The organism is Azospirillum agricola, assembly GCF_017876095.1.
Classification (GTDB): Bacteria; Pseudomonadota; Alphaproteobacteria; order Azospirillales; family Azospirillaceae; genus Azospirillum; species Azospirillum agricola.
In genome coordinates, this window is the sequence record NZ_JAGINM010000001.1 from 99,189 (window position 1) to 115,589 (window position 16,401).

The window sequence follows — 16,401 nt, forward strand, 5'->3', positions numbered from 1 at the left end:
GGCTTGCGGTTCAGTTCCGCGTGACGGCGACCGGCGTGGCGGGCGGCGGCGCGGCCTGCGCGGGAGCCGGCGTCGGCATGCCGGCGTTGACGATCTTCGGCAGAGCCAGGGTGCGCATGCGCTCCAGCCATTCCGACAGGGTGACGAACTCGCAGCCCTTGGCGCGCAACTCGGCGATCACGCGGGGCAGCGCCTGCGCGGTGGTCGGGTAGGTCGAGTGCATCAGGAAGACGTTGCCGGTGCCGCCCGCCGTCTTGATGTGCTGGACGATCTTGTCGGCGTTGCGCACCTTCCAGTCGCGTGTGTCGACCGTCCACAGGACCGATCCCATCCGCTCGTCGCGGGCGATCGCTAGCAGATCGTCGGAGTAGCGGCCGTAGGGCGGGCGGAACAGCACCGGGTTGGCGCCGAACTCGCGCAGGATTCGGTTGGTCTCGGCGATCTCGTAGCGCTGGCCTTCGGCATCCATGGCGCGCAGGTCGGAATGGGTCAGGCTGTGGTTGCCGATCTCATGCCCGCCGGCGATGAAGTCGCGGATCAGGTCGCCCTGGTTCTGGGCGATCTTGCCGACCGGGAAATAGGTGGCGCGCACGCCCTCGCGGTTCAGCACCTCCAGCACCTGCCGGGTGACGGTGCGGTGCGGGCCGTCGTCGAAGGTCAGGGCGCAGAGGTTCCAGGCCTCCAGCTTCAGCGTCGCCGGCATCACGTCCAGCCGCGAATCGGGCATCACCGAGCGCAGGCGGCCCTTGCGGCGGCTGTGCTGCTCGATGTCGGCCATCGTGCGGGCGTCCTCCTCGGTGTAGATCACCGTGCCCTCGGTCGGCGCCACCGCCCTGGCGACCGACGCGGGCGGCACCAGCGGCGCGGCCGCCGCCGACGCGATGGGGGTCAGGACGGAGGAGGGCGCCGGATCCGCAGCGGGAACGGCGGCGACGGCCGGAGCCGGCGGCGGGGCGACGGGAACGGTGACCGTGGTCAGGGGCGCCGCGGCGGGCGTGGCCGGGGCGGCCGTGACGACCGGCGGCTTGGCTTGAACGCCGTCCTGGGCGATGGAGGCGGCGATGGAGGCGGTGGCCGCAGCGGTGGCGGCCGGAGCGCTGGCCGTGGCGGGCGGCTGATCGATGAGCAGGCAGCCGAAACCGGCGCCGACGATGCGCCGGCACAGGCGCTGCGCGTCGCTTCCGTCGGTGACGGTGGCGCGCAGCACGGCGCCGCCGGCCTCGGTCTTGCCGTCCAGGAAGGACACGGTGGCGTTCAGGCCCTTGGTCAGCTCCGGCTGGCGGCGTTGCAGGGTTTCCCAGGCCCAGCGCGCGTCGCTCTCGCGCGGGAACAGGCCGAGCTGAAGGGCCGGTCCCTTCACGTCGCCGGCAGGGGGCTTGGCGGCGGCCGTCTTCGTGTCGGCCGCCTTCCGGTCGGCGGTCTTGGTGGCCGCCGGCTTCGCGGGCGGCTGGACCTGGGCCTGCTTCCTGTCGGTTTCGCGCGTCTGCGCGGCGGCGGGCAGGGTGGGCAGGACGAGCAGGCTTCCCAGCACCGTGGCCGCGACCGTACGCCACAGCGCGGCCCGGCCGGAGGGAAACCCGGGAATCGGGGCGGGCAGGAGGGAAATACTCAACATATCGTGTCCCGTTTGCTCGCCCAGCCACTAGCCGCAGGGCCGCTCATAAGGTTTCGCTGCAATATCACCCCATTGGTACTAATTCAAATGACAAGGGGCAAAAGAGGGCGCGGGCGGCGATTTCCCGGACGGGCGTTGCCTTTGTGAAACGCTGCCGGCGCATTGTGATCGGGGGAACCAAGCGCCACGCCGCCGGTTGAGCGGACGAGGCCGGACGGGCACTGCCCGCCGCCGCAACCGAGGAGACGAACCGGATGGCCGATGATTTGGAAAGCCGCATCCGCGCGCGCGCCCACGCGATCTGGGAGCGGGAAGGCCGTCCCGAGGGCCGCGAGGCGGCCCACTGGGAACTGGCCAGCGAGGAGATCGCGATCGAGGACAATTACCGCGACACGCTGAAGCCCAACCCGTCGCGCGGTCCCGACGACACGGCCGACCGGACGGAGCCGGTCGAGCCGGCGCTCAGCGTGGCGAATCAGGGGGAGCAGCCGGGCCTGACCGATCAGGGCGATGATTTCCGCATCCCCGGCGCCGCCGACCAGGATCCCTGGCCGGAGCCGGCCGAGGCGACCGCCGCCGCGACCCCGCCGCCGGCCCGCGCCCGGCGTGCCCGGCGTTGAGTCCGCCTGTCAATCGGATCCGCCTGCCGGTGAGCCTGTCCGCCCCCGAGGGCGGATCACCCAGGAGCGGCCGGGCGCCCGACGAACTGGCCGGGCCTCAGGCGCGCGACCCGCTGGTCGCGGCGACGGTTTCGTCGCCGCGGTCATACACGTCCGGGTGCAGGCGGACGGCGCCGTCCTCCTCGACCGTCGCCGTCCAGTAGACGAACTGGACCGGCACCGGCCGCGCCAGCTTGACCCATTGCGGTTCCGGCCTGTCGAGCATGCGGGTGATGCGTTCCGGCGTGACGTGGGCATCCGCCAGCAGCACCTCCGCCATCTGGCGGGCATCCTGCAACCGCACGCAGCCGGAGCTGATCGTCCGCACCTCGCGGTCGAACAGGCGCGGCTCGTTGGTGCCGTGCAGATAGATGTTGTAGGGGTTGGTCAGGTTGAAACGGAAGCGCCCCAGCGCGTTGTGGTCGCCAGGCTGCTGGACGATGCGCACCCGGCCGGGCGTCACGCCGTTCCAGTCGACGGTTTCCGGCGCCACCTCCGCCCCGTCGAGATAGACCACCGCATTCTGGATGCCGGGCGTGCCCTTGGTCCGCAGCAGCGGGAGCTTGTCCTCCTTCAGGATGGTCGGCGGCACGGTCCAGGTCGGATTGACGATCACATGGGTGATCTGGTCCTGGAGGAGCGGCGTCTCGCGCGACGGACGGCCGACGATGGCGCGCATGGTCAGCGCCTCCTCGCCCGAGCGCACCAGGGTGGTGGTCTGGTTCGGCAGATTGACCAGCAGCACGGTGTCGGGGGCGGTGTCGCGGAATCCGCGCATCGCGGCGGCGCTGTGGCGCATCTGCGCCGCGGCTTCCGCCGGGGTGCGGTCGAGCGCCGCGCGGGTGCCGCCGCCGACCAGCCCGTCCGGCTTCATCCGCTGGCTGATCTGGAAGGCGCGCACGGCGGTGTCCACCGCCTCGGTGAACTGGTCGGTCGCCTGCTCCGGCGCCAGCAGGCCCAACTCGATCAGCCGCTGGGCCAGCCGCCCGACGCGTTCGCCCGAACCGCCCCGTTTCAGCAGCGCCCCCTCGCCGATCCGCGGCGACAGGGGAGGAGCGATCGTGTCCAGTTGCGCCGCCGCTGCGTCGAGCCGCTCGGCCCATTGGGTCAGGGTGTCGCGGTAGGGGGCAGCCTCCGCCGGGCCGGCCAGGGCGTGGGCCGTTCCCGCAAAGGCGGCTGCCGCGAGCAGAAGGGCGGCGAGGCGGAAGCGGTTGGCGGGGGCACTGGCGGTCATGCGGATGGTCCTCATCGTCAGGGCTTCCGGTTGCGAAAACCCGGATAACTTTTCCGTTCACACAATTTATGCATCGAACCTCGCGATGGCGAGACGCGCAACGCGAAAGGGCCGCAAACATTCGTCTTGTGTGACCTTCCTGCCAGTCCGCCTATGAGTGCCTATGCAATTCGAACACAGTCGGAAAATTTTTCGATTGCCTGGGGCCTAACCCTTCCCTATACGGTTATCCGTCCGGCGAAGATTCGCAAAATAGGAACGCTCCGGACCAACGTTTGGCGGTTGGCCTCCACGGCCGGCACGAACGCCATACAGCTCGCCAAAACGCAGAACAAGAGGTTCGGGGATGCTTTTGGGGGATGATGAGCGTGCCGCTCCGGCGATGGGGCGGCGCGGGTTCCTGGGTTTTGCCGCGGCGGCTCTTTCGGCGGCGGTGCCCGTGGTTACGGGGGCGGTGACGGCGGCTCCGGTCCTGCTGGGGTCGTCAGCGGCGGAAGCGGCGCCTCTCGCCGGTCCGATTCGCCGGATCGCGCTCCACAACATCAACACCAACGAGCGGTTCGACGGCGTCTATTGGGCGGACGGCAACTACAAGGCCGACGCGCTGCGCAAGCTGGACGTCCTGTTGCGTGATCATCGCGCCAAGCAGGTCTGCCGTTACGACCCGCGCCTGTTCGATCTGCTGGCGAGGGTCCACCAGAGCGTCGGCTCCGACGATCCGTTCGAGGTGATCTGCGGTTTCCGTTCCCGCCGCACCAACGCGATGGCGCGCCGCCGCTCGCGCGGCGTGGCCAAGGAGAGCTATCACACCCGCGGCATGGCCATCGACATCCGGCTGCCCGACGCCCAACTGCGCGGCATCGCGGAGACGGCCAAGGCGATGCATGTCGGCGGGGTCGGCTACTACCCGCGCAGCGGCTTCGTCCATCTCGACGTCGGACCGGTGCGGAGCTGGTGACGCGGAACGGGTGATCGCGCACCCGTTGGCGGTTGGCCTGCGCCGGCGGCGGTTGGCCCGCGCCGGCCGGGCCGGCGCGGACGGTCCCGTTGAATTCACCCCTCGCGCGACGGAGTCTTCGTGGCGCGCGCGATGTCGGTCGGATCCCAGACCGCGCCATGCCGACGCCGGGGCTTGGAGCCGCCACCGCCATCCTTCAGCGGCTTGACGCGCGGCATTGTCTCGCCGCGGCTTTGACGGGGAACGACGCGGGGCGCGCTTTCGCCGATGGCTTGGCCGCCGACGGCTTGGCCGTTGCTTTCCGATGCCGGTTCCTCTCCGTTCCAGTGCCCATCCATTTCATCGTCGGGCTGCTCGTCCGATCCGTCCGCCGATCCGTCGAGCGTTTCGTGCAGGGCGGGGGACAGCGACGACAGCAGGGACAGCAGTTCATCCGAAACATGGGGCGGCGCGGCGCGCCACAGGCGCAGCAGGCGGGCTTCGCGCCGGCTGATCTGGCTGCCGGCCGTCGCCGATGCGTCGTCGGCGCGCGCGCCTTGGGCTGGTGCGTTCGGATCCCCGTAGCAATCGAAGAAGAAGCTGACCGGAACGTCGAGAACCTGCCCAAGCCGGTACAGCGTGCCGGCGGAAATCCGGTTGGAGCCCCGTTCGTATTTCTGGACCTGCTGAAAGGTCAGGCCGATCGCTTCACCCAGCTTCTCCTGGCTCATGCCCAGCAGGGTGCGCCGCATGCGCACGCGCTGGCCCACATGGGCGTCCACAGACCAGGATTCCGGCGATCCGCGTCGCCCTCTCTTGCGCGCCGTCGGGCCACTCATTTTCCGGGGTCTCCAATGCTTTGAAACCAAACGCCTTCTCTTTACGAGAGTCAAATGATTGTTTGCACGTCCTTTGTTGCCTTTCAAGAGGAAACTTTTAAATATTGGCGACGAAAGGTCATATTCCGATAGGGTGTCGGCAGGACGGCAACATTCGGTGGTCGCTCGTCTGTTACAGAATTGAATTATTCTGCCCGCACCCGGCCGGCTGCCAAGTCCGGAATGTCGGCCGTATCCTTTGTAGGGAAAGTTTTTTTGCGACAACTTGTGACGTCATTCGTTACCGCTTTGAAGTTTGGTCTTTGTGAAAAGATATGCGGGCGTTGTTCGATTCGGTCGCCGGGTGTCTGCGGGTCGCTAAAATTCATTTCGTGAGAAACAAATATTCGATCCGCCCGTAAGTAATTTTCATTAGCGGGAGAGGGCGATATATGGTGTCACGCGTCGGCCACCCCGCCATCGACGGATGGATTCGTTCGTCCGATCACCATTAATCAATCATTAACCATGACTCCCGCCCCCTCGCGGCGGGGTTGTCTGGGCGTCGCGGCGGGATTCGGCGGGGTTGCGTGACGGTCTGTATCGGCCTTTCATGACCCGCCGCGTTCCCCGGCGGTCAGCCGGGGGACCGATCGTGCCAGGGACCGCCGAGGGCCGCGAACCCCTCGACATGGTCGCGCAGCTTCTGAACCTGCGGCGGGGTCAGCGTCCGGCCGAAACGCGACCGCAGCATCGCCGCCATGGCGCCCCGCGTCGGCCGCGCGCCATCCTCCGCCAGCGTCCGGTAGACCGCGAAGGCTTCGGCGTAGGCGCGGATGCGCTCGGGCCGCCGCCGCAGCTGGACGGCCTGGGGCGAAGCCGTCCGGACGAGGTGGTCGGCCAGCCGCTGCGCCGCCTCATCGACGGTCAGGTCGGGCAGGGCGGCGGCGGGGGCGTCGGGCGGCTCGGCGCGGCCGATGGCGGCGCGGGCCCGCCGCCGCCGCTGGCGTTCCCGGTCGGCCAGCCGCAGCCGCTCGGCGTAGGCGGGGTCGCTGCGGCGCCGTTCGGTCCGGGCGAGGTTGGCGCGCTCGGCGCGCTCGGCCTGCCGCGCCCGCTCGGCCGGATCGCGCAGCAGGAAGGCCAGTTCGTCGGCGGTCAGCCGCGACGCGTCGTCGGGCTCCTTCCCGATCGCGGGATCGTCGATGTCGGGGGCGGGGGGCGGCTTGCGGGTCATGGCGCGGAAACGCTCCTCCTTGCGCTTTGCTCCCCGGCCCCGTGGCGGCTCCGCGGAATCCGGCCTGGCGAATTCCTGCCCGAAGGACGGGCGGCTCGTGCTAGAGAGGGCGCGACCTTCAGCCGAACCTTTTCCCGAACCATGTGGGACGACCGCCGGCCATGACCCCCAGGCAAGCCCTTCAGCAGCGCCTCGCGGCTTTGGACGCGCATCTGCGCGCGGAAAACCCGAACCTGCTGCCGGTCCTTCCGACCTTCCGCGCCTTCGACCGGCTGCTGGCCGGGCTCGGCCTGATCGGCCGCTACGATTCGCTGACCACCCGCATTCCCTGGTGGCCGATGGTCGCGGTGCTCGGCACCTTCTCGGCCGGCAAGTCGACCTTCCTCAACGGCTATCTCGGCGAGCCGCTCCAGAACACCGGCAACCAGGCGGTCGACGACAAGTTCACGGTGATCTGCCACGGCCCGCAGTCCCGCCGCGAGGCGCTGCCGGGCACCGCGCTCAACGCCGATCCGCGCTTCCCCTTCTACCGCATCTCCGACGAGATCGAGAAGGTGGCGGCCGGCGAGGGCAAGCGCATCGACAACTACCTCCAGCTCAAGACGCTGAGCGGGCCGCGCGCCAAGGGCAAGATCTTCATCGATTCGCCCGGCTTCGACGCCGACGACCAGCGGCGCTCGGTGCTGCGGCTGGTCGACCACATCGTCGAGCTGTCCGATCTGGTGCTGGTCTTCTTCGATGGCCGCCACCCGGAGCCGGGGGCGATGCAGGACACGCTGCGTCATCTGGTCGCCAAGACGGTGAACCGGGCCGACGCCCGCAAGGTCTGCTACATCCTGAACCAGGTCGACACCACCGCCAAGGAGGACAATCTGGAGGCGGTGTTCGGCGCCTGGCAGCGGGCCATCGCCCAGGCCGGGCTGGTGTCGGGCCGCTTCTACGCGATCTACGATTCCAAATCGGCCGTCGCCATCGAGGACGACGCCCGCCGCGCCCGCTACGAGGCGCGGCGCGACCACGACCTCGCCGAGATCCACGCCCGCATCGCCGAGGTGGAGGTCGCCCGCGCCTACCGCATCGTCGGCTCGATCGACAGCCTCGTGAAGGAGCTGGAGGGCGAGGTGGTGCCGACGCTGCGCGCCGCGATGGCCCGCTGGCGCCGCCGCGTGCTGATCGGCGACGGGCTGTGGGCGGCATTGCTGGCCGTGCTGTTCGTCGGGGCGGGCGTGTCGCTGTTCGACGGGGTGGGCGGCTTCGCCGACTGGCTGACCGCCTCGCGGCCGCTGTGGTTCGGCGAGCAGCCGGCGCGGCTGGCGGGGGCGGCGGTGCTGTTCGGCGGGCTGTTCCTGGCCGGGCATTTCTGGCTGCGCGCGCTGCTGGCCCGCCGGGTCGCGGCCGGGCTGCCCGAGCGCTTCGGCGACGTCGAGCTGAACCTGCGCCACGCCTTCCTGAAGAACACCCGCTTCTTCCGCAGCATCTTCGCCAAGCGTCCCGCCGGCTGGAGCTCACGGGCGAAGAAAAGGATCTTCGGCATCCGCGAGGCGTTGGCCGAGCATGTGCAGCGCATCAACGACCTCTACACCGACCCCGCCGGGCGCCGCGCGAGGACGGGTGCCCCGGCCGATCCGGTGTCGTAGGACGACGCTTCGTGGGGCGGAACAGGGACTGGTCCGGCAGCGGGCGCGCCGCGCTCAACGCCGGGCTGAACATCCCGCCCCACGGCGGCGTTTCCGTCGAGGCGCCGGCCTCCAATGCGGCCGTTGCGCCGCAACAGGCGGTTTTCCGTGGCCGGCGCCCCCCGTCGCCATGGACAGCGCGTGGCGTCGTGCTATAAACGCGCGGTTTCGATCTTGGAAAGGGGCGCGGGGCTTGGCCATCGACGCGTCGATTCTGGTCCTCAACGGGCCGAACCTGAACATGCTGGGCGTGCGCGAGCCGCAAATCTACGGCTCGACGACGATCGACGAGCTGGAGGCCGCCTGCCACGAGCGGGCGGAGCAGATCGGCCTGACCGTCGATTTCCGGCAGTCGAACCACGAGGGCGAGCTGGTGTCCTGGATCCAGCAGGCGCGGACGGAGAATGACGGCATCATCATCAACGCCGGCGCCTACACCCACACCTCGGTCGCCATCATGGACGCCCTGATCCTGTCGGAGCTGCCGGTGGTCGAGGTTCACCTGTCCAACATCTTCAAGCGCGAGCCGGTCCGTCATCATTCCCACATCTCGCCGGTGGCGAGTGGCATGATCTGCGGGTTCGGGCCGCAAGGCTATCTTCTGGCGCTCGACGCCATCGCGAACATCATCGACCGCGACTAAGGAAACGGGAACGACTGACATCATGGCGAGCTTCGACATCGACGGCGATCTGGTCCGCAAGCTGGCGGAACTCCTGCGTGAGACGGGCTTGAGCGAGATCGAATTCGCCGAGGGCGAGAAGCGCATCCGCGTCACCCGCCCCACGGCCCCGCAGGCGGTCGCGGTCCACGCCGCTCCGGCCGTCGCGGCGGTCCCGGCGCCGGCCGCCGCCGCCGCCGCTCCGGCGGCGCGCCCCGGCAACCATCCGGGCGCGGTGACCTCGCCGATGGTCGGCACCGCCTACACCGCGCCGGAACCGGGCGCCGCTCCCTTCGCGCGTCCCGGCGACGTGGTCAAGGCCGGCCAGACCGTGCTGATCATCGAGGCGATGAAGGTCATGAACCCGATCAAGGCGCCGCGCGGCGGCACCGTGACCGAGGTGCTGGTTTCCGACGCCCAGCCGGTCGAGTTCGGCGAAGTCCTTCTCATCATCGAGTAACGGGGCAACCTTGGCGATGTTCGAAAAGGTCCTGATCGCGAACCGTGGTGAGATCGCGCTGCGCATCCACCGCGCCTGCCGCGAAATGGGGATCCAGACCGTTGCGGTGCACTCCACCGCCGACGCCGACGCCATGCATGTCCGCCTCGCGGACGAGAGCGTGTGCATCGGACCCGCGTCGGCGCGCGACAGCTACCTCAACATTCCGGCGATCCTCTCGGCGGCGTCGATCACCAACGCCGACGCCATCCATCCCGGCATCGGCTTCCTGTCCGAGAACGCCACCTTCGCGGAGATGGTGGAGGAGCACGGCTTCACCTTCATCGGCCCCACCCCGGAGCACATCCGGATCATGGGCGACAAGGTGACGGCCAAGAAGACGGTGATGGAGCAGGGGCTGCCGGTGGTGCCCGGCTCCGACGGCCCGGTGACGACGCTGGAGGAGGCCGAGCAGGTCGCCCACGAGGTCGGCTATCCGGTGCTGATCAAGGCGGCGGCGGGCGGCGGCGGCAAGGGCATGAAGGTCGCCCGCAACCCCGACCAGCTCAAGGAGGCCTACCAGTTCGCCCGCGCCGAGGCGCGCGCCGCCTTCGGCAACGACGAGGTCTATCTGGAGAAGTATCTCGGGCGGCCCCGCCACATCGAGATCCAGCTGCTCGCCGACACCCACGGCCACTGCGTGCATTTCGGCGAGCGCGACTGCTCGGTCCAGCGCCGCCACCAGAAGGTCATCGAGGAGGCGCCGAGCCCGGCGCTCAACGCCGAGCAGCGCCGCTTCATCGGCGAGCTGGCGGCCAAGACCACGGCGGCCATCGGCTACCGCGGCGTCGGCACGATGGAGTTCCTCTACGAGGACGGGCAGTTCTACTTCATCGAGATGAACACCCGCCTCCAGGTCGAGCACACGATCAGCGAGATGATCACCGGCATTGATCTGGTGCGCGAGCAGATCCGCGTCGCCGCCGGCGCGCCGCTGGGCTACGGGCAGGACGCCATCCGCTTCGAGGGCCATGCCATCGAATGCCGGGTGAACGCCGAGCATCCGGAGACCTTCATCCCGTCGCCGGGCAAGATCGACGGCTACCACGCGCCGGGCGGCCTCGGCGTGCGGGTGGACTCGGCGCTCTACGACGGCTACCGGGTGCCGCCGCACTACGACAGCCTGATCGCCAAGCTGGTCGTCCACGGCACCACCCGCAACGAGTGCCTGATGCGTCTGCGCCGCTCCATCGAGGAGTATGTCATCGGCGGCATCCAGACGACGCTGCCGCTGCACGAGCGCATCATCGCCGAGCAGGCCTTCATCGACGGCAACTACGACATCCACTGGCTGGAACAGCTGATGGCGAAGTCCTGAGCGGGGCCGTCCGGCCGCGCCCGATCGGAAACCCTCCGCCCCCTCGGGGCGGAGGGTTTTTCTTTGCGCCGGTCTTCGCGCCGGAGAGGAACCCCGCCCTTACCGGCCGGGTTCCGCCGGGAACACCAGCGCCACCCGCAGGCCCGGCCCGTTGTCGGACAGCTCCAGCCGGGCGCCGTGCAGCGTCGCCACCGCGTCCACCAGACTGAGCCCCAGCCCGTTGCCCGGCGAGGCCCGCGACGCGTCGAGCCGGACGAAGCGTTGCAGCACCTTCTCGCGCTCCCCGGCCGGAATGCCGGGGCCGTCGTCGGCCACGACGATGCGCCCCGCCTGCCCCGGCCCGGCGCCGTCGAGGGTCAGCGTGATGCGGCCGCCCTCCGGGGTGTATTTGATCGCGTTGTCGAGCAGGTTCGACACCGCCTGCGCCAGCAGTTGCCCGTTGCCGCGCACCGTCGCCGGCTTGTGGATCTCCATGGTCAGGCTCTGGCCGCGCTCCTCGGCCACCGGCTCGTAGAGGTCGGCGGCGAGCTGCACCACCTCGGCCAGATCGACCGGCACGAAGTCGCGCCGCTTGGCTCCGGATTCGGCCTCGGCGATGGAGAGCAGCGCGGTGAAGGTGGCGAGCAGCCGGTCGGCCTCGGCGATGGTGTCCTGCAACACGCCGCGGTAGACCTCGGGATCCTCGGTGTCGTGGATCAGGGCCAGCTCGATGCGCGAGCGCAGGCGGGTCAGCGGCGTGCGCAGGTCGTGGGCGACGCTGTCGGTGACCTGCCGCATGCCGGTCATCAGCCGCTCGATGCGGTCGAGCATGGCGTTGAGGTTGCCGGCCAGCCGGTCCATCTCGTCGCCGCCGCCGAAGCGCGGCACGCGGTCGCTGAGGTCGCCGGCCATGATCTGGCGGGTGGTGCGGTTGATCGCCTCGATCCGCCGCATGGCCCCCCGGCTGAGCAGCAGCCCGCCGCCCAGCCCCAGCATGGCGGTGACGCCGAGGATCCAGCCGAGCGAATGCACCATGCGGTCGCGGAGCTGGTCGATCTCGCTCATGTCGCGGCCGACCAGCAGGCGGAACTGCCCCGGCAGCGTGAAGGTGACGGCCTGCGCGGTGGAGGGGCGGTCGGTGACGCCGCCGTAGTCGGCGACCTTGAAATGGGTCCAGCCGCTGGCGCTCGGCACGGCCCCCGGCCAGCCCGAGAGGTTGCCGGCCAGGATGACCCCCTGCGGCGTCGTCAGCAGATAGATGGAGTTGTTGCCAGCCACGGCGCTGCGGCCGCGCACCACCTCGATCAGCCCCGACAGGCCGTAGCCGCGGTAGTGGTCCTGGAGGCTGGACACCTCCAGCGCGATGGTCTCGCCGATCTCCTGCTCCAGGAAGCCGGCGGTGGTGCGGTAGACCACCAGCAGGATGACCCCGACCGACAGCACGAACATGCCGAGATAGAGCACCGCGAGCCGGAAGGCCGTGGTCCGCAGCAGCCGCGTCCCCACGGCGACGCAGGCTTCCAGGCGGGTCTGCTGGTGGGGCTCGGCGGGAGGGGCGGCTGCCGCGTCTCCCGCGCTCATCCGGGCGCCCTCACTCGGGCGCCCGCAGGCTGTAGCCGGCGCCGCGCACGGTGTGGATCAGCGGCGTCGGGAAATCCTTGTCGATCTTCTGGCGCAGCCGCGCGATGTGGACGTCGATGACGTTGGTCTGCGGGTCGAAATGATAGTCCCAGACATTTTCCAGCATCATGGTGCGGGTCACCACGCTGCCGGCGTTGCGCATCAGGTATTCCAGCAGGGCGAACTCGCGGGGCAGCAGCTCGATCGGCTTGCCCGCCCGCTTCACCCCGCGCGTCAGCAGGTCCAGTTCCAGGTCGGCGACGGCCAGCTTGGTCTGCGGCTGCGCGGCACCCCGGCGGCGGACCAGCACCTCGATGCGCGCCAGCAGTTCGGAGAAGGCGAAGGGCTTGGTCAGGTAGTCGTCGCCACCGGCCTTCAGCCCCTTCACCCGGTCGTCGACGCTGCCGAGCGCCGAGAGGAACAGCACCGGCGTGTCGTTGCCGGCGGCGCGCAGCACCTGGACCAGCGACAGCCCGTCGCGCCCCGGCAGCATGCGGTCGACCACCATGACGTCGTAATGCTCCCCACCGGCGAGGTAGAGGCCTTCCTTCCCGTCGTTGGCGACGTCCACGACGTGGCCGGCCTCCTTCAGCCCCTTGGCGAGGTAGCTGGCGGCCTGGCGATCGTCTTCGATGACAAGAACTTTCATGTCCATGAGTGTAGCCTCCCGGAACGGCCCGGCCAAGCGCGGGGGCTCATGCCTGGCCGGGCCCGCCCGTCCGTTCAGGCGTGACCCAGCTTCAGGGCGACGAAGGTCTCGTTGCCCTGGCGGCTGATCAGCACCAGAACGGCTTTCTGCCCCGCCTTCTCGGCCTCCGCCACCTTGCGGGAGACGTCGGCGGGGGTCTTCACCGTTTCGTCGCCGACGCGCAGGATGACGTCGCCGGGACGGATCGGGGTTTCCGCCTTGGGCGACAGGCCGGTGACGACCACGCCCTTGACCGACTCGTCGACCCCCAGCCGCTTGCGCGCGGCCTGGTCGAGCGGCGCCAGCTTCAGCCCCTTCACCGCCTCGCCCGTCGCGGCCCCGTCCTTGCCGGTGTCGGCAGCGGCGACCTGGGTGGTGTCGGCGAGGCGGTCGATGTGGACCGCCACCGTCTTCTCGCGGCCCTGGTGCAGAACCTTCAGGTCGATGGTGTCGCCGGCCTTGGTCTCGGCGACGCGGCGGGTCAGGTCGCGCAGCGTCTCCACCGGCTGGCCGCCGTAGGAGAGCACGACGTCGCCCTGGCGCAGGCCGGCGCGGGCGGCCGGGCTGTCGGGCGTCACCTCGGCGACCAGCGCGCCCTTGGCGGTGGGCAGGCCGACGCTGTCGGCGATCTCCGGCGTCACCTCCTGGATCTTCACGCCGAGCCAGCCGCGCTCGACCTTGCCGTTCTCCTTGAGCTGGGCCACCACGTCCTTGGCGAGATTGGACGGGATGGCGAAGCCGATGCCGACCGAGCCGCCGTTGGGCGAATAGATCGCGGTGTTGATGCCGATCACCCGGCCGGACAGGTCGAAGGTCGGACCGCCGGAATTGCCGCGGTTGATGGCGGCGTCGAGCTGGAAATAGTCGTCGTAGGGGCCGCTGTGGATGTCGCGCCCGCGCGCCGAGACGATGCCCTTGGTGACGGTGCCGCCGAGGCCGAACGGGTTGCCGACCGCCATCACCCAGTCGCCGACGCGGGTCTTGGCGCTGTCGGCCCAGTCGACCGCCGGCAGCGGCTTTTCCGATTTGACCTTCAGCAGCGCGATGTCGGTCTTGGCGTCGCGGCCGACCAGGGTCGCCGGCAGGGCGGTGCCGTCCTGCAAGGTGACGGTGATCTCGCTGGCGCCGTCGATGACGTGGTTGTTGGTCACCACGAAGCCGGCCGGGTCGATGATGAAGCCGGAGCCGAGCGCCCCGCTCTTGCCGCGCGGACCGCCGCGCGGCGCGCCGTCCTCGTCGTCGTCCGGCGCGTTCTGGCCCCCCTGCTGCCCCCCCGGCTGCCCCTGGTCCTGGAAGCGGCGGAAGAACTCCTCGAAGGGCGAGCCGGGCGGGAAGGCCGGCAGGCCGGGCATGCGCTGGACGCGCTCGGGCTTGGCCTCCTGGGTCGCGGCGATGTTGACGACGGCCGGGCTGACCCTGGCGGCGAGGTCGGCGAAGGTCGAGGGCGTGTCCTGCACCATGGTGACGGCCGGCGAGGCGGCGGTGCCCTGCGCGTTGGACGCGGCGAGCCCCGTCAGAGCCGGTCCCGTCAGCACCGTCGTGCCGAGCAGCACGGCGGCGATCGTCCGGCGCAGACGGCGCCCGCGGGACGGGCGGACGGTGGAGAGAGCGGTGGTCATGCGAAGGCACTCCAATAGCGGACGTTCCGGAAAGGACGGGCCGGGAGGCGTTGTGTGGATGCCTCCCGGCGACGCTGCTCACTCTAGGGAACGGCCGCTCACCGGCGCCTTGCGGATGGATGAAAAGTTTGTAGGGATAGGGGCGCCGGCGGGAGGGGCGGGGGCGCCGTCATTCCCCCAGCAGATGCAGGGCCAGCGCGCGGCGGTGCGGCCGGGCGCGGTGCTCGAACAGATAGATGCCCTGCCAGGTGCCGAGCGCCGGCTCCCCCTCCATCACCGGGATCGACAGGCTGACGCCGGTCAGGGCCGAGCGGATGTGCGCAGGCATGTCGTCCGGTCCCTCGGCGCTGTGGTCGTAGAGCGCGGGATCCTCGGCGACCAGTCGGCGGAAGAATCGGAGCAGATCGGCTTGCACGTCGGGATCGGCGTTCTCCTGGATGGTCAGGGAGGCCGAGGTGTGGCGGCAGAAGACGGTCAGCAGCCCGGTCTCCATGCCCTGTTCCGCGACCCAGCGGCGGACCGGCGCCGTCACCTCGACCAGCCCGGTTCCTTGCGTCGTCACGCTCAGCGTCGTCGCGGCCTGTCTCATCGGCGTCTCCCTCCGGGCATCGTGGTTGCTTGGCGGCGCCGGTCCGGCATACCAGATGTGGAGCGGAGAGGGAGGACAATCCATGGAGCTGACCGGCACCCACAGCGTTCCCGGACCGCGCGACCGCGTGTTCGCCGCCCTGTGCGATCCGGAGATCCTGCTGCGCTGCATCCCGGTGCTGGAGGAGATCGACCGGGTCTCGCCCACCGACTATGTGGCGCGGGTGCGGGCCACGGTCGGCCCGCTCAAGGCGCGCTTCTCCGGCCGGCTGACGCTGGAGCCGGACGACGCCCCCCGCCGATACCGGCTGCACGCCCAGGGCAACGGCGGGTTGGCCGGCGCCGTCAAGGGCGTCGCCCTGGTCACGCTGGACGAGGCGGACGGGCGCACCGAGCTGACCTACCGCCTGTCGGTGGCGCTGGGCGGCGCGGTCGGGCGGCTGGCGGCGCCGCTGGTGCAGGGCAAGACCGACCGGGTGCTCGCCGCCTTCTTCGAGCGCTTCGCCGTCGAGATCGGCGAGGCCTGCGGCGACATGCCGCAGTCCGGGTGAGGGTCGCGTCCCTTCGCAGACGCAGCATCGTGAGTCACCATACGGTCACACCGATCCCCTCCCGTCGGAGCGCGCCATGACCGAGCCTCCCACGCCCTCCCGTCCGGTGCTGCTCGACCGGGTCGGCGCGGCCATCGACCGGATCATTTTCGACCGCATCCTGGATTGCGCCGCCTCCGACCCGCAGCGCGCCCTGCCGCAGGTCCTGGCCCTGGCGAAAGCGGATCTCGGTGCCCTGACCGCCCGCCACGCCCCCGCCCACGCCCCCGCCGTGTCCGCCCTGACCGGGGAGGGCACCGGCGAGGAGGCCATCGAGGAGCCGGACCTGCGCGATTTCCTGGTCGAGCACGGCGCCCGGCGGACCGAGGAAGAGCGCTGGCTGGCCGCCATCCTGGCGCGGCGCTCGCTGGAGCCCAACCATCTCTGGCAGGACATGGGCTTTCACGACCGCCGCGAGCTGAACGTCATGTTCCGCCGGCATTTCCCGGCGCTGGTGGCGTTGAACGCCAACGACATGAAATGGAAGAAGTTCTTCTACCGCCAGCTCTGCGAGCGCGAGGGGATGATGCTGTGCAAGTCCCCCAACTGCGAGGTGTGCGACGACGTGGCGACCTGCTTCGAGGCGGAGGACGGCGACCCGCTGAGCCGGCTGTCCCGGATGGCGCGCAGCGAGGCGGCGTAGGCGGGGGGCGCGTGAAGGCGGGG

The 16,401-nt window shown here is 70.1% G+C and carries 16 protein-coding genes; 8 read left to right on the plus strand and 8 right to left on the minus strand.

Annotated elements, in window-relative coordinates; genetic code table 11:
- Positions 1-10 precede the first annotated feature (10 nt).
- On the minus strand, positions 11-1,615 hold the full coding sequence (locus tag J2847_RS00530; protein ID WP_209776241.1) for a polysaccharide deacetylase family protein: 1,605 nt from the start codon (positions 1,613-1,615) through the stop codon (positions 11-13).
- A 254-nt stretch (positions 1,616-1,869) separates the two neighbouring features.
- Between J2847_RS00530 and J2847_RS00535 the strand changes: the two genes are divergently transcribed.
- Positions 1,870-2,235 carry a DUF2934 domain-containing protein gene (locus tag J2847_RS00535; RefSeq protein ID WP_209776243.1) on the plus strand — a complete coding sequence of 122 codons (366 nt, stop codon included), beginning with the start codon at positions 1,870-1,872 and terminating at the stop codon, positions 2,233-2,235.
- 97 nt (positions 2,236-2,332) lie between these two features.
- Here the strand turns inward: J2847_RS00535 and J2847_RS00540 are convergent, their stop codons facing one another.
- A complete protein-coding gene (locus J2847_RS00540; RefSeq protein ID WP_209776244.1) occupies positions 2,333-3,508 on the minus strand; it encodes a L,D-transpeptidase family protein in 1,176 nt (391 codons plus the stop codon).
- Positions 3,509-3,854: 346 nt separating this feature from the next.
- On the opposite strand from J2847_RS00540, the gene J2847_RS00545 reads away from it, so the two are divergent.
- Complete coding sequence (locus J2847_RS00545; protein WP_209776246.1) at positions 3,855-4,466, plus strand: DUF882 domain-containing protein; 612 nt, start codon at positions 3,855-3,857, stop codon at positions 4,464-4,466.
- A gap of 95 nt (positions 4,467-4,561) precedes the next feature.
- Here the strand turns inward: J2847_RS00545 and J2847_RS34890 are convergent, their stop codons facing one another.
- On the minus strand, positions 4,562-5,227 hold the full coding sequence (locus J2847_RS34890) for a helix-turn-helix domain-containing protein (RefSeq protein ID WP_411800553.1): 666 nt from the start codon (positions 5,225-5,227) through the stop codon (positions 4,562-4,564).
- A gap of 673 nt (positions 5,228-5,900) precedes the next feature.
- Positions 5,901-6,497, minus strand: a complete 597-nt coding sequence (locus J2847_RS00555) for a hypothetical protein (protein ID WP_209776248.1) — start codon at positions 6,495-6,497, stop codon at positions 5,901-5,903.
- Between the two features lie 161 nt (positions 6,498-6,658).
- On the opposite strand from J2847_RS00555, the gene J2847_RS00560 reads away from it, so the two are divergent.
- From J2847_RS00560 to accC, 4 genes are all read left to right on the plus strand, one after another.
- Positions 6,659-8,134, plus strand: coding sequence for a dynamin family protein (locus J2847_RS00560; protein ID WP_209776249.1), 1,476 nt, complete (start codon positions 6,659-6,661; stop codon positions 8,132-8,134).
- A gap of 232 nt (positions 8,135-8,366) precedes the next feature.
- The gene (gene aroQ / locus J2847_RS00565) at positions 8,367-8,816 is read left to right on the plus strand and encodes a type II 3-dehydroquinate dehydratase (RefSeq protein ID WP_209776251.1); all 450 of its coding nucleotides are present in this window, start codon (positions 8,367-8,369) and stop codon (positions 8,814-8,816) included.
- Positions 8,817-8,838: 22 nt separating this feature from the next.
- On the plus strand, positions 8,839-9,294 hold the full coding sequence (gene accB / locus J2847_RS00570; RefSeq protein ID WP_209776252.1) for an acetyl-CoA carboxylase biotin carboxyl carrier protein: 456 nt from the start codon (positions 8,839-8,841) through the stop codon (positions 9,292-9,294).
- A 16-nt stretch (positions 9,295-9,310) separates the two neighbouring features.
- Positions 9,311-10,651 carry an acetyl-CoA carboxylase biotin carboxylase subunit gene (gene accC, locus J2847_RS00575; RefSeq protein ID WP_209776254.1) on the plus strand — a complete coding sequence of 447 codons (1,341 nt, stop codon included), beginning with the start codon at positions 9,311-9,313 and terminating at the stop codon, positions 10,649-10,651.
- A gap of 99 nt (positions 10,652-10,750) precedes the next feature.
- Here the strand turns inward: accC and J2847_RS00580 are convergent, their stop codons facing one another.
- The 4 genes from J2847_RS00580 to J2847_RS00595 all read right to left on the minus strand — a co-directional run bounded on the left by J2847_RS00580 (position 10,751) and on the right by J2847_RS00595 (position 15,146).
- Entirely contained in the window at positions 10,751-12,211 is a 1,461-nt protein-coding gene (locus J2847_RS00580) for a HAMP domain-containing sensor histidine kinase (protein WP_209776255.1), read from the minus strand.
- Positions 12,212-12,221: 10 nt separating this feature from the next.
- Positions 12,222-12,899: a winged helix-turn-helix domain-containing protein gene (locus J2847_RS00585; RefSeq protein ID WP_085557314.1), complete on the minus strand. Its 678-nt coding sequence runs from the start codon at positions 12,897-12,899 to the stop codon at positions 12,222-12,224.
- 74 nt (positions 12,900-12,973) lie between these two features.
- Positions 12,974-14,557 carry a DegQ family serine endoprotease gene (locus J2847_RS00590; RefSeq protein ID WP_209776257.1) on the minus strand — a complete coding sequence of 528 codons (1,584 nt, stop codon included), beginning with the start codon at positions 14,555-14,557 and terminating at the stop codon, positions 12,974-12,976.
- A 169-nt stretch (positions 14,558-14,726) separates the two neighbouring features.
- A complete protein-coding gene (locus J2847_RS00595; protein WP_209776258.1) occupies positions 14,727-15,146 on the minus strand; it encodes a secondary thiamine-phosphate synthase enzyme YjbQ in 420 nt (139 codons plus the stop codon).
- An 82-nt stretch (positions 15,147-15,228) separates the two neighbouring features.
- Here J2847_RS00595 and J2847_RS00600 point away from each other — a divergent pair, with 82 nt between their 5' ends.
- Both J2847_RS00600 and J2847_RS00605 read left to right on the plus strand, forming a co-directional pair.
- A complete protein-coding gene (locus tag J2847_RS00600; RefSeq protein ID WP_209776260.1) occupies positions 15,229-15,696 on the plus strand; it encodes a CoxG family protein in 468 nt (155 codons plus the stop codon).
- Between the two features lie 76 nt (positions 15,697-15,772).
- The gene (locus tag J2847_RS00605) at positions 15,773-16,378 is read left to right on the plus strand and encodes a nitrogen fixation protein NifQ (protein WP_209776261.1); all 606 of its coding nucleotides are present in this window, start codon (positions 15,773-15,775) and stop codon (positions 16,376-16,378) included.
- Positions 16,379-16,401: the final 23 nt, after the last annotated feature.

What these genes read in the sequence shown, in the direction of transcription:
- J2847_RS00530 (WP_209776241.1), bottom strand. Translation starts at nt 1,615, where the DNA reads ATGTTGAGTATTTCCCTCCTGCCCGCCCCGATTCCCGGGTTTCCCTCC.
- J2847_RS00535 (WP_209776243.1), top strand. Translation starts at nt 1,870, where the DNA reads ATGGCCGATGATTTGGAAAGCCGCATCCGCGCGCGCGCCCACGCGATC.
- J2847_RS00545 (WP_209776246.1), top strand. Translation starts at nt 3,855, where the DNA reads ATGCTTTTGGGGGATGATGAGCGTGCCGCTCCGGCGATGGGGCGGCGC.
- J2847_RS00590 (WP_209776257.1), bottom strand. Translation starts at nt 14,557, where the DNA reads ATGACCACCGCTCTCTCCACCGTCCGCCCGTCCCGCGGGCGCCGTCTG.
- J2847_RS00560 (WP_209776249.1), top strand. Translation starts at nt 6,659, where the DNA reads ATGACCCCCAGGCAAGCCCTTCAGCAGCGCCTCGCGGCTTTGGACGCG.
- J2847_RS00555 (WP_209776248.1), bottom strand. Translation starts at nt 6,497, where the DNA reads ATGACCCGCAAGCCGCCCCCCGCCCCCGACATCGACGATCCCGCGATC.
- accB (WP_209776252.1), top strand. Translation starts at nt 8,839, where the DNA reads ATGGCGAGCTTCGACATCGACGGCGATCTGGTCCGCAAGCTGGCGGAA.
- J2847_RS00580 (WP_209776255.1), bottom strand. Translation starts at nt 12,211, where the DNA reads ATGAGCGCGGGAGACGCGGCAGCCGCCCCTCCCGCCGAGCCCCACCAG.
- J2847_RS00595 (WP_209776258.1), bottom strand. Translation starts at nt 15,146, where the DNA reads ATGAGACAGGCCGCGACGACGCTGAGCGTGACGACGCAAGGAACCGGG.
- J2847_RS00600 (WP_209776260.1), top strand. Translation starts at nt 15,229, where the DNA reads ATGGAGCTGACCGGCACCCACAGCGTTCCCGGACCGCGCGACCGCGTG.
- J2847_RS00605 (WP_209776261.1), top strand. Translation starts at nt 15,773, where the DNA reads ATGACCGAGCCTCCCACGCCCTCCCGTCCGGTGCTGCTCGACCGGGTC.
- accC (WP_209776254.1), top strand. Translation starts at nt 9,311, where the DNA reads ATGTTCGAAAAGGTCCTGATCGCGAACCGTGGTGAGATCGCGCTGCGC.
- J2847_RS00585 (WP_085557314.1), bottom strand. Translation starts at nt 12,899, where the DNA reads ATGAAAGTTCTTGTCATCGAAGACGATCGCCAGGCCGCCAGCTACCTC.
- J2847_RS00540 (WP_209776244.1), bottom strand. Translation starts at nt 3,508, where the DNA reads ATGACCGCCAGTGCCCCCGCCAACCGCTTCCGCCTCGCCGCCCTTCTG.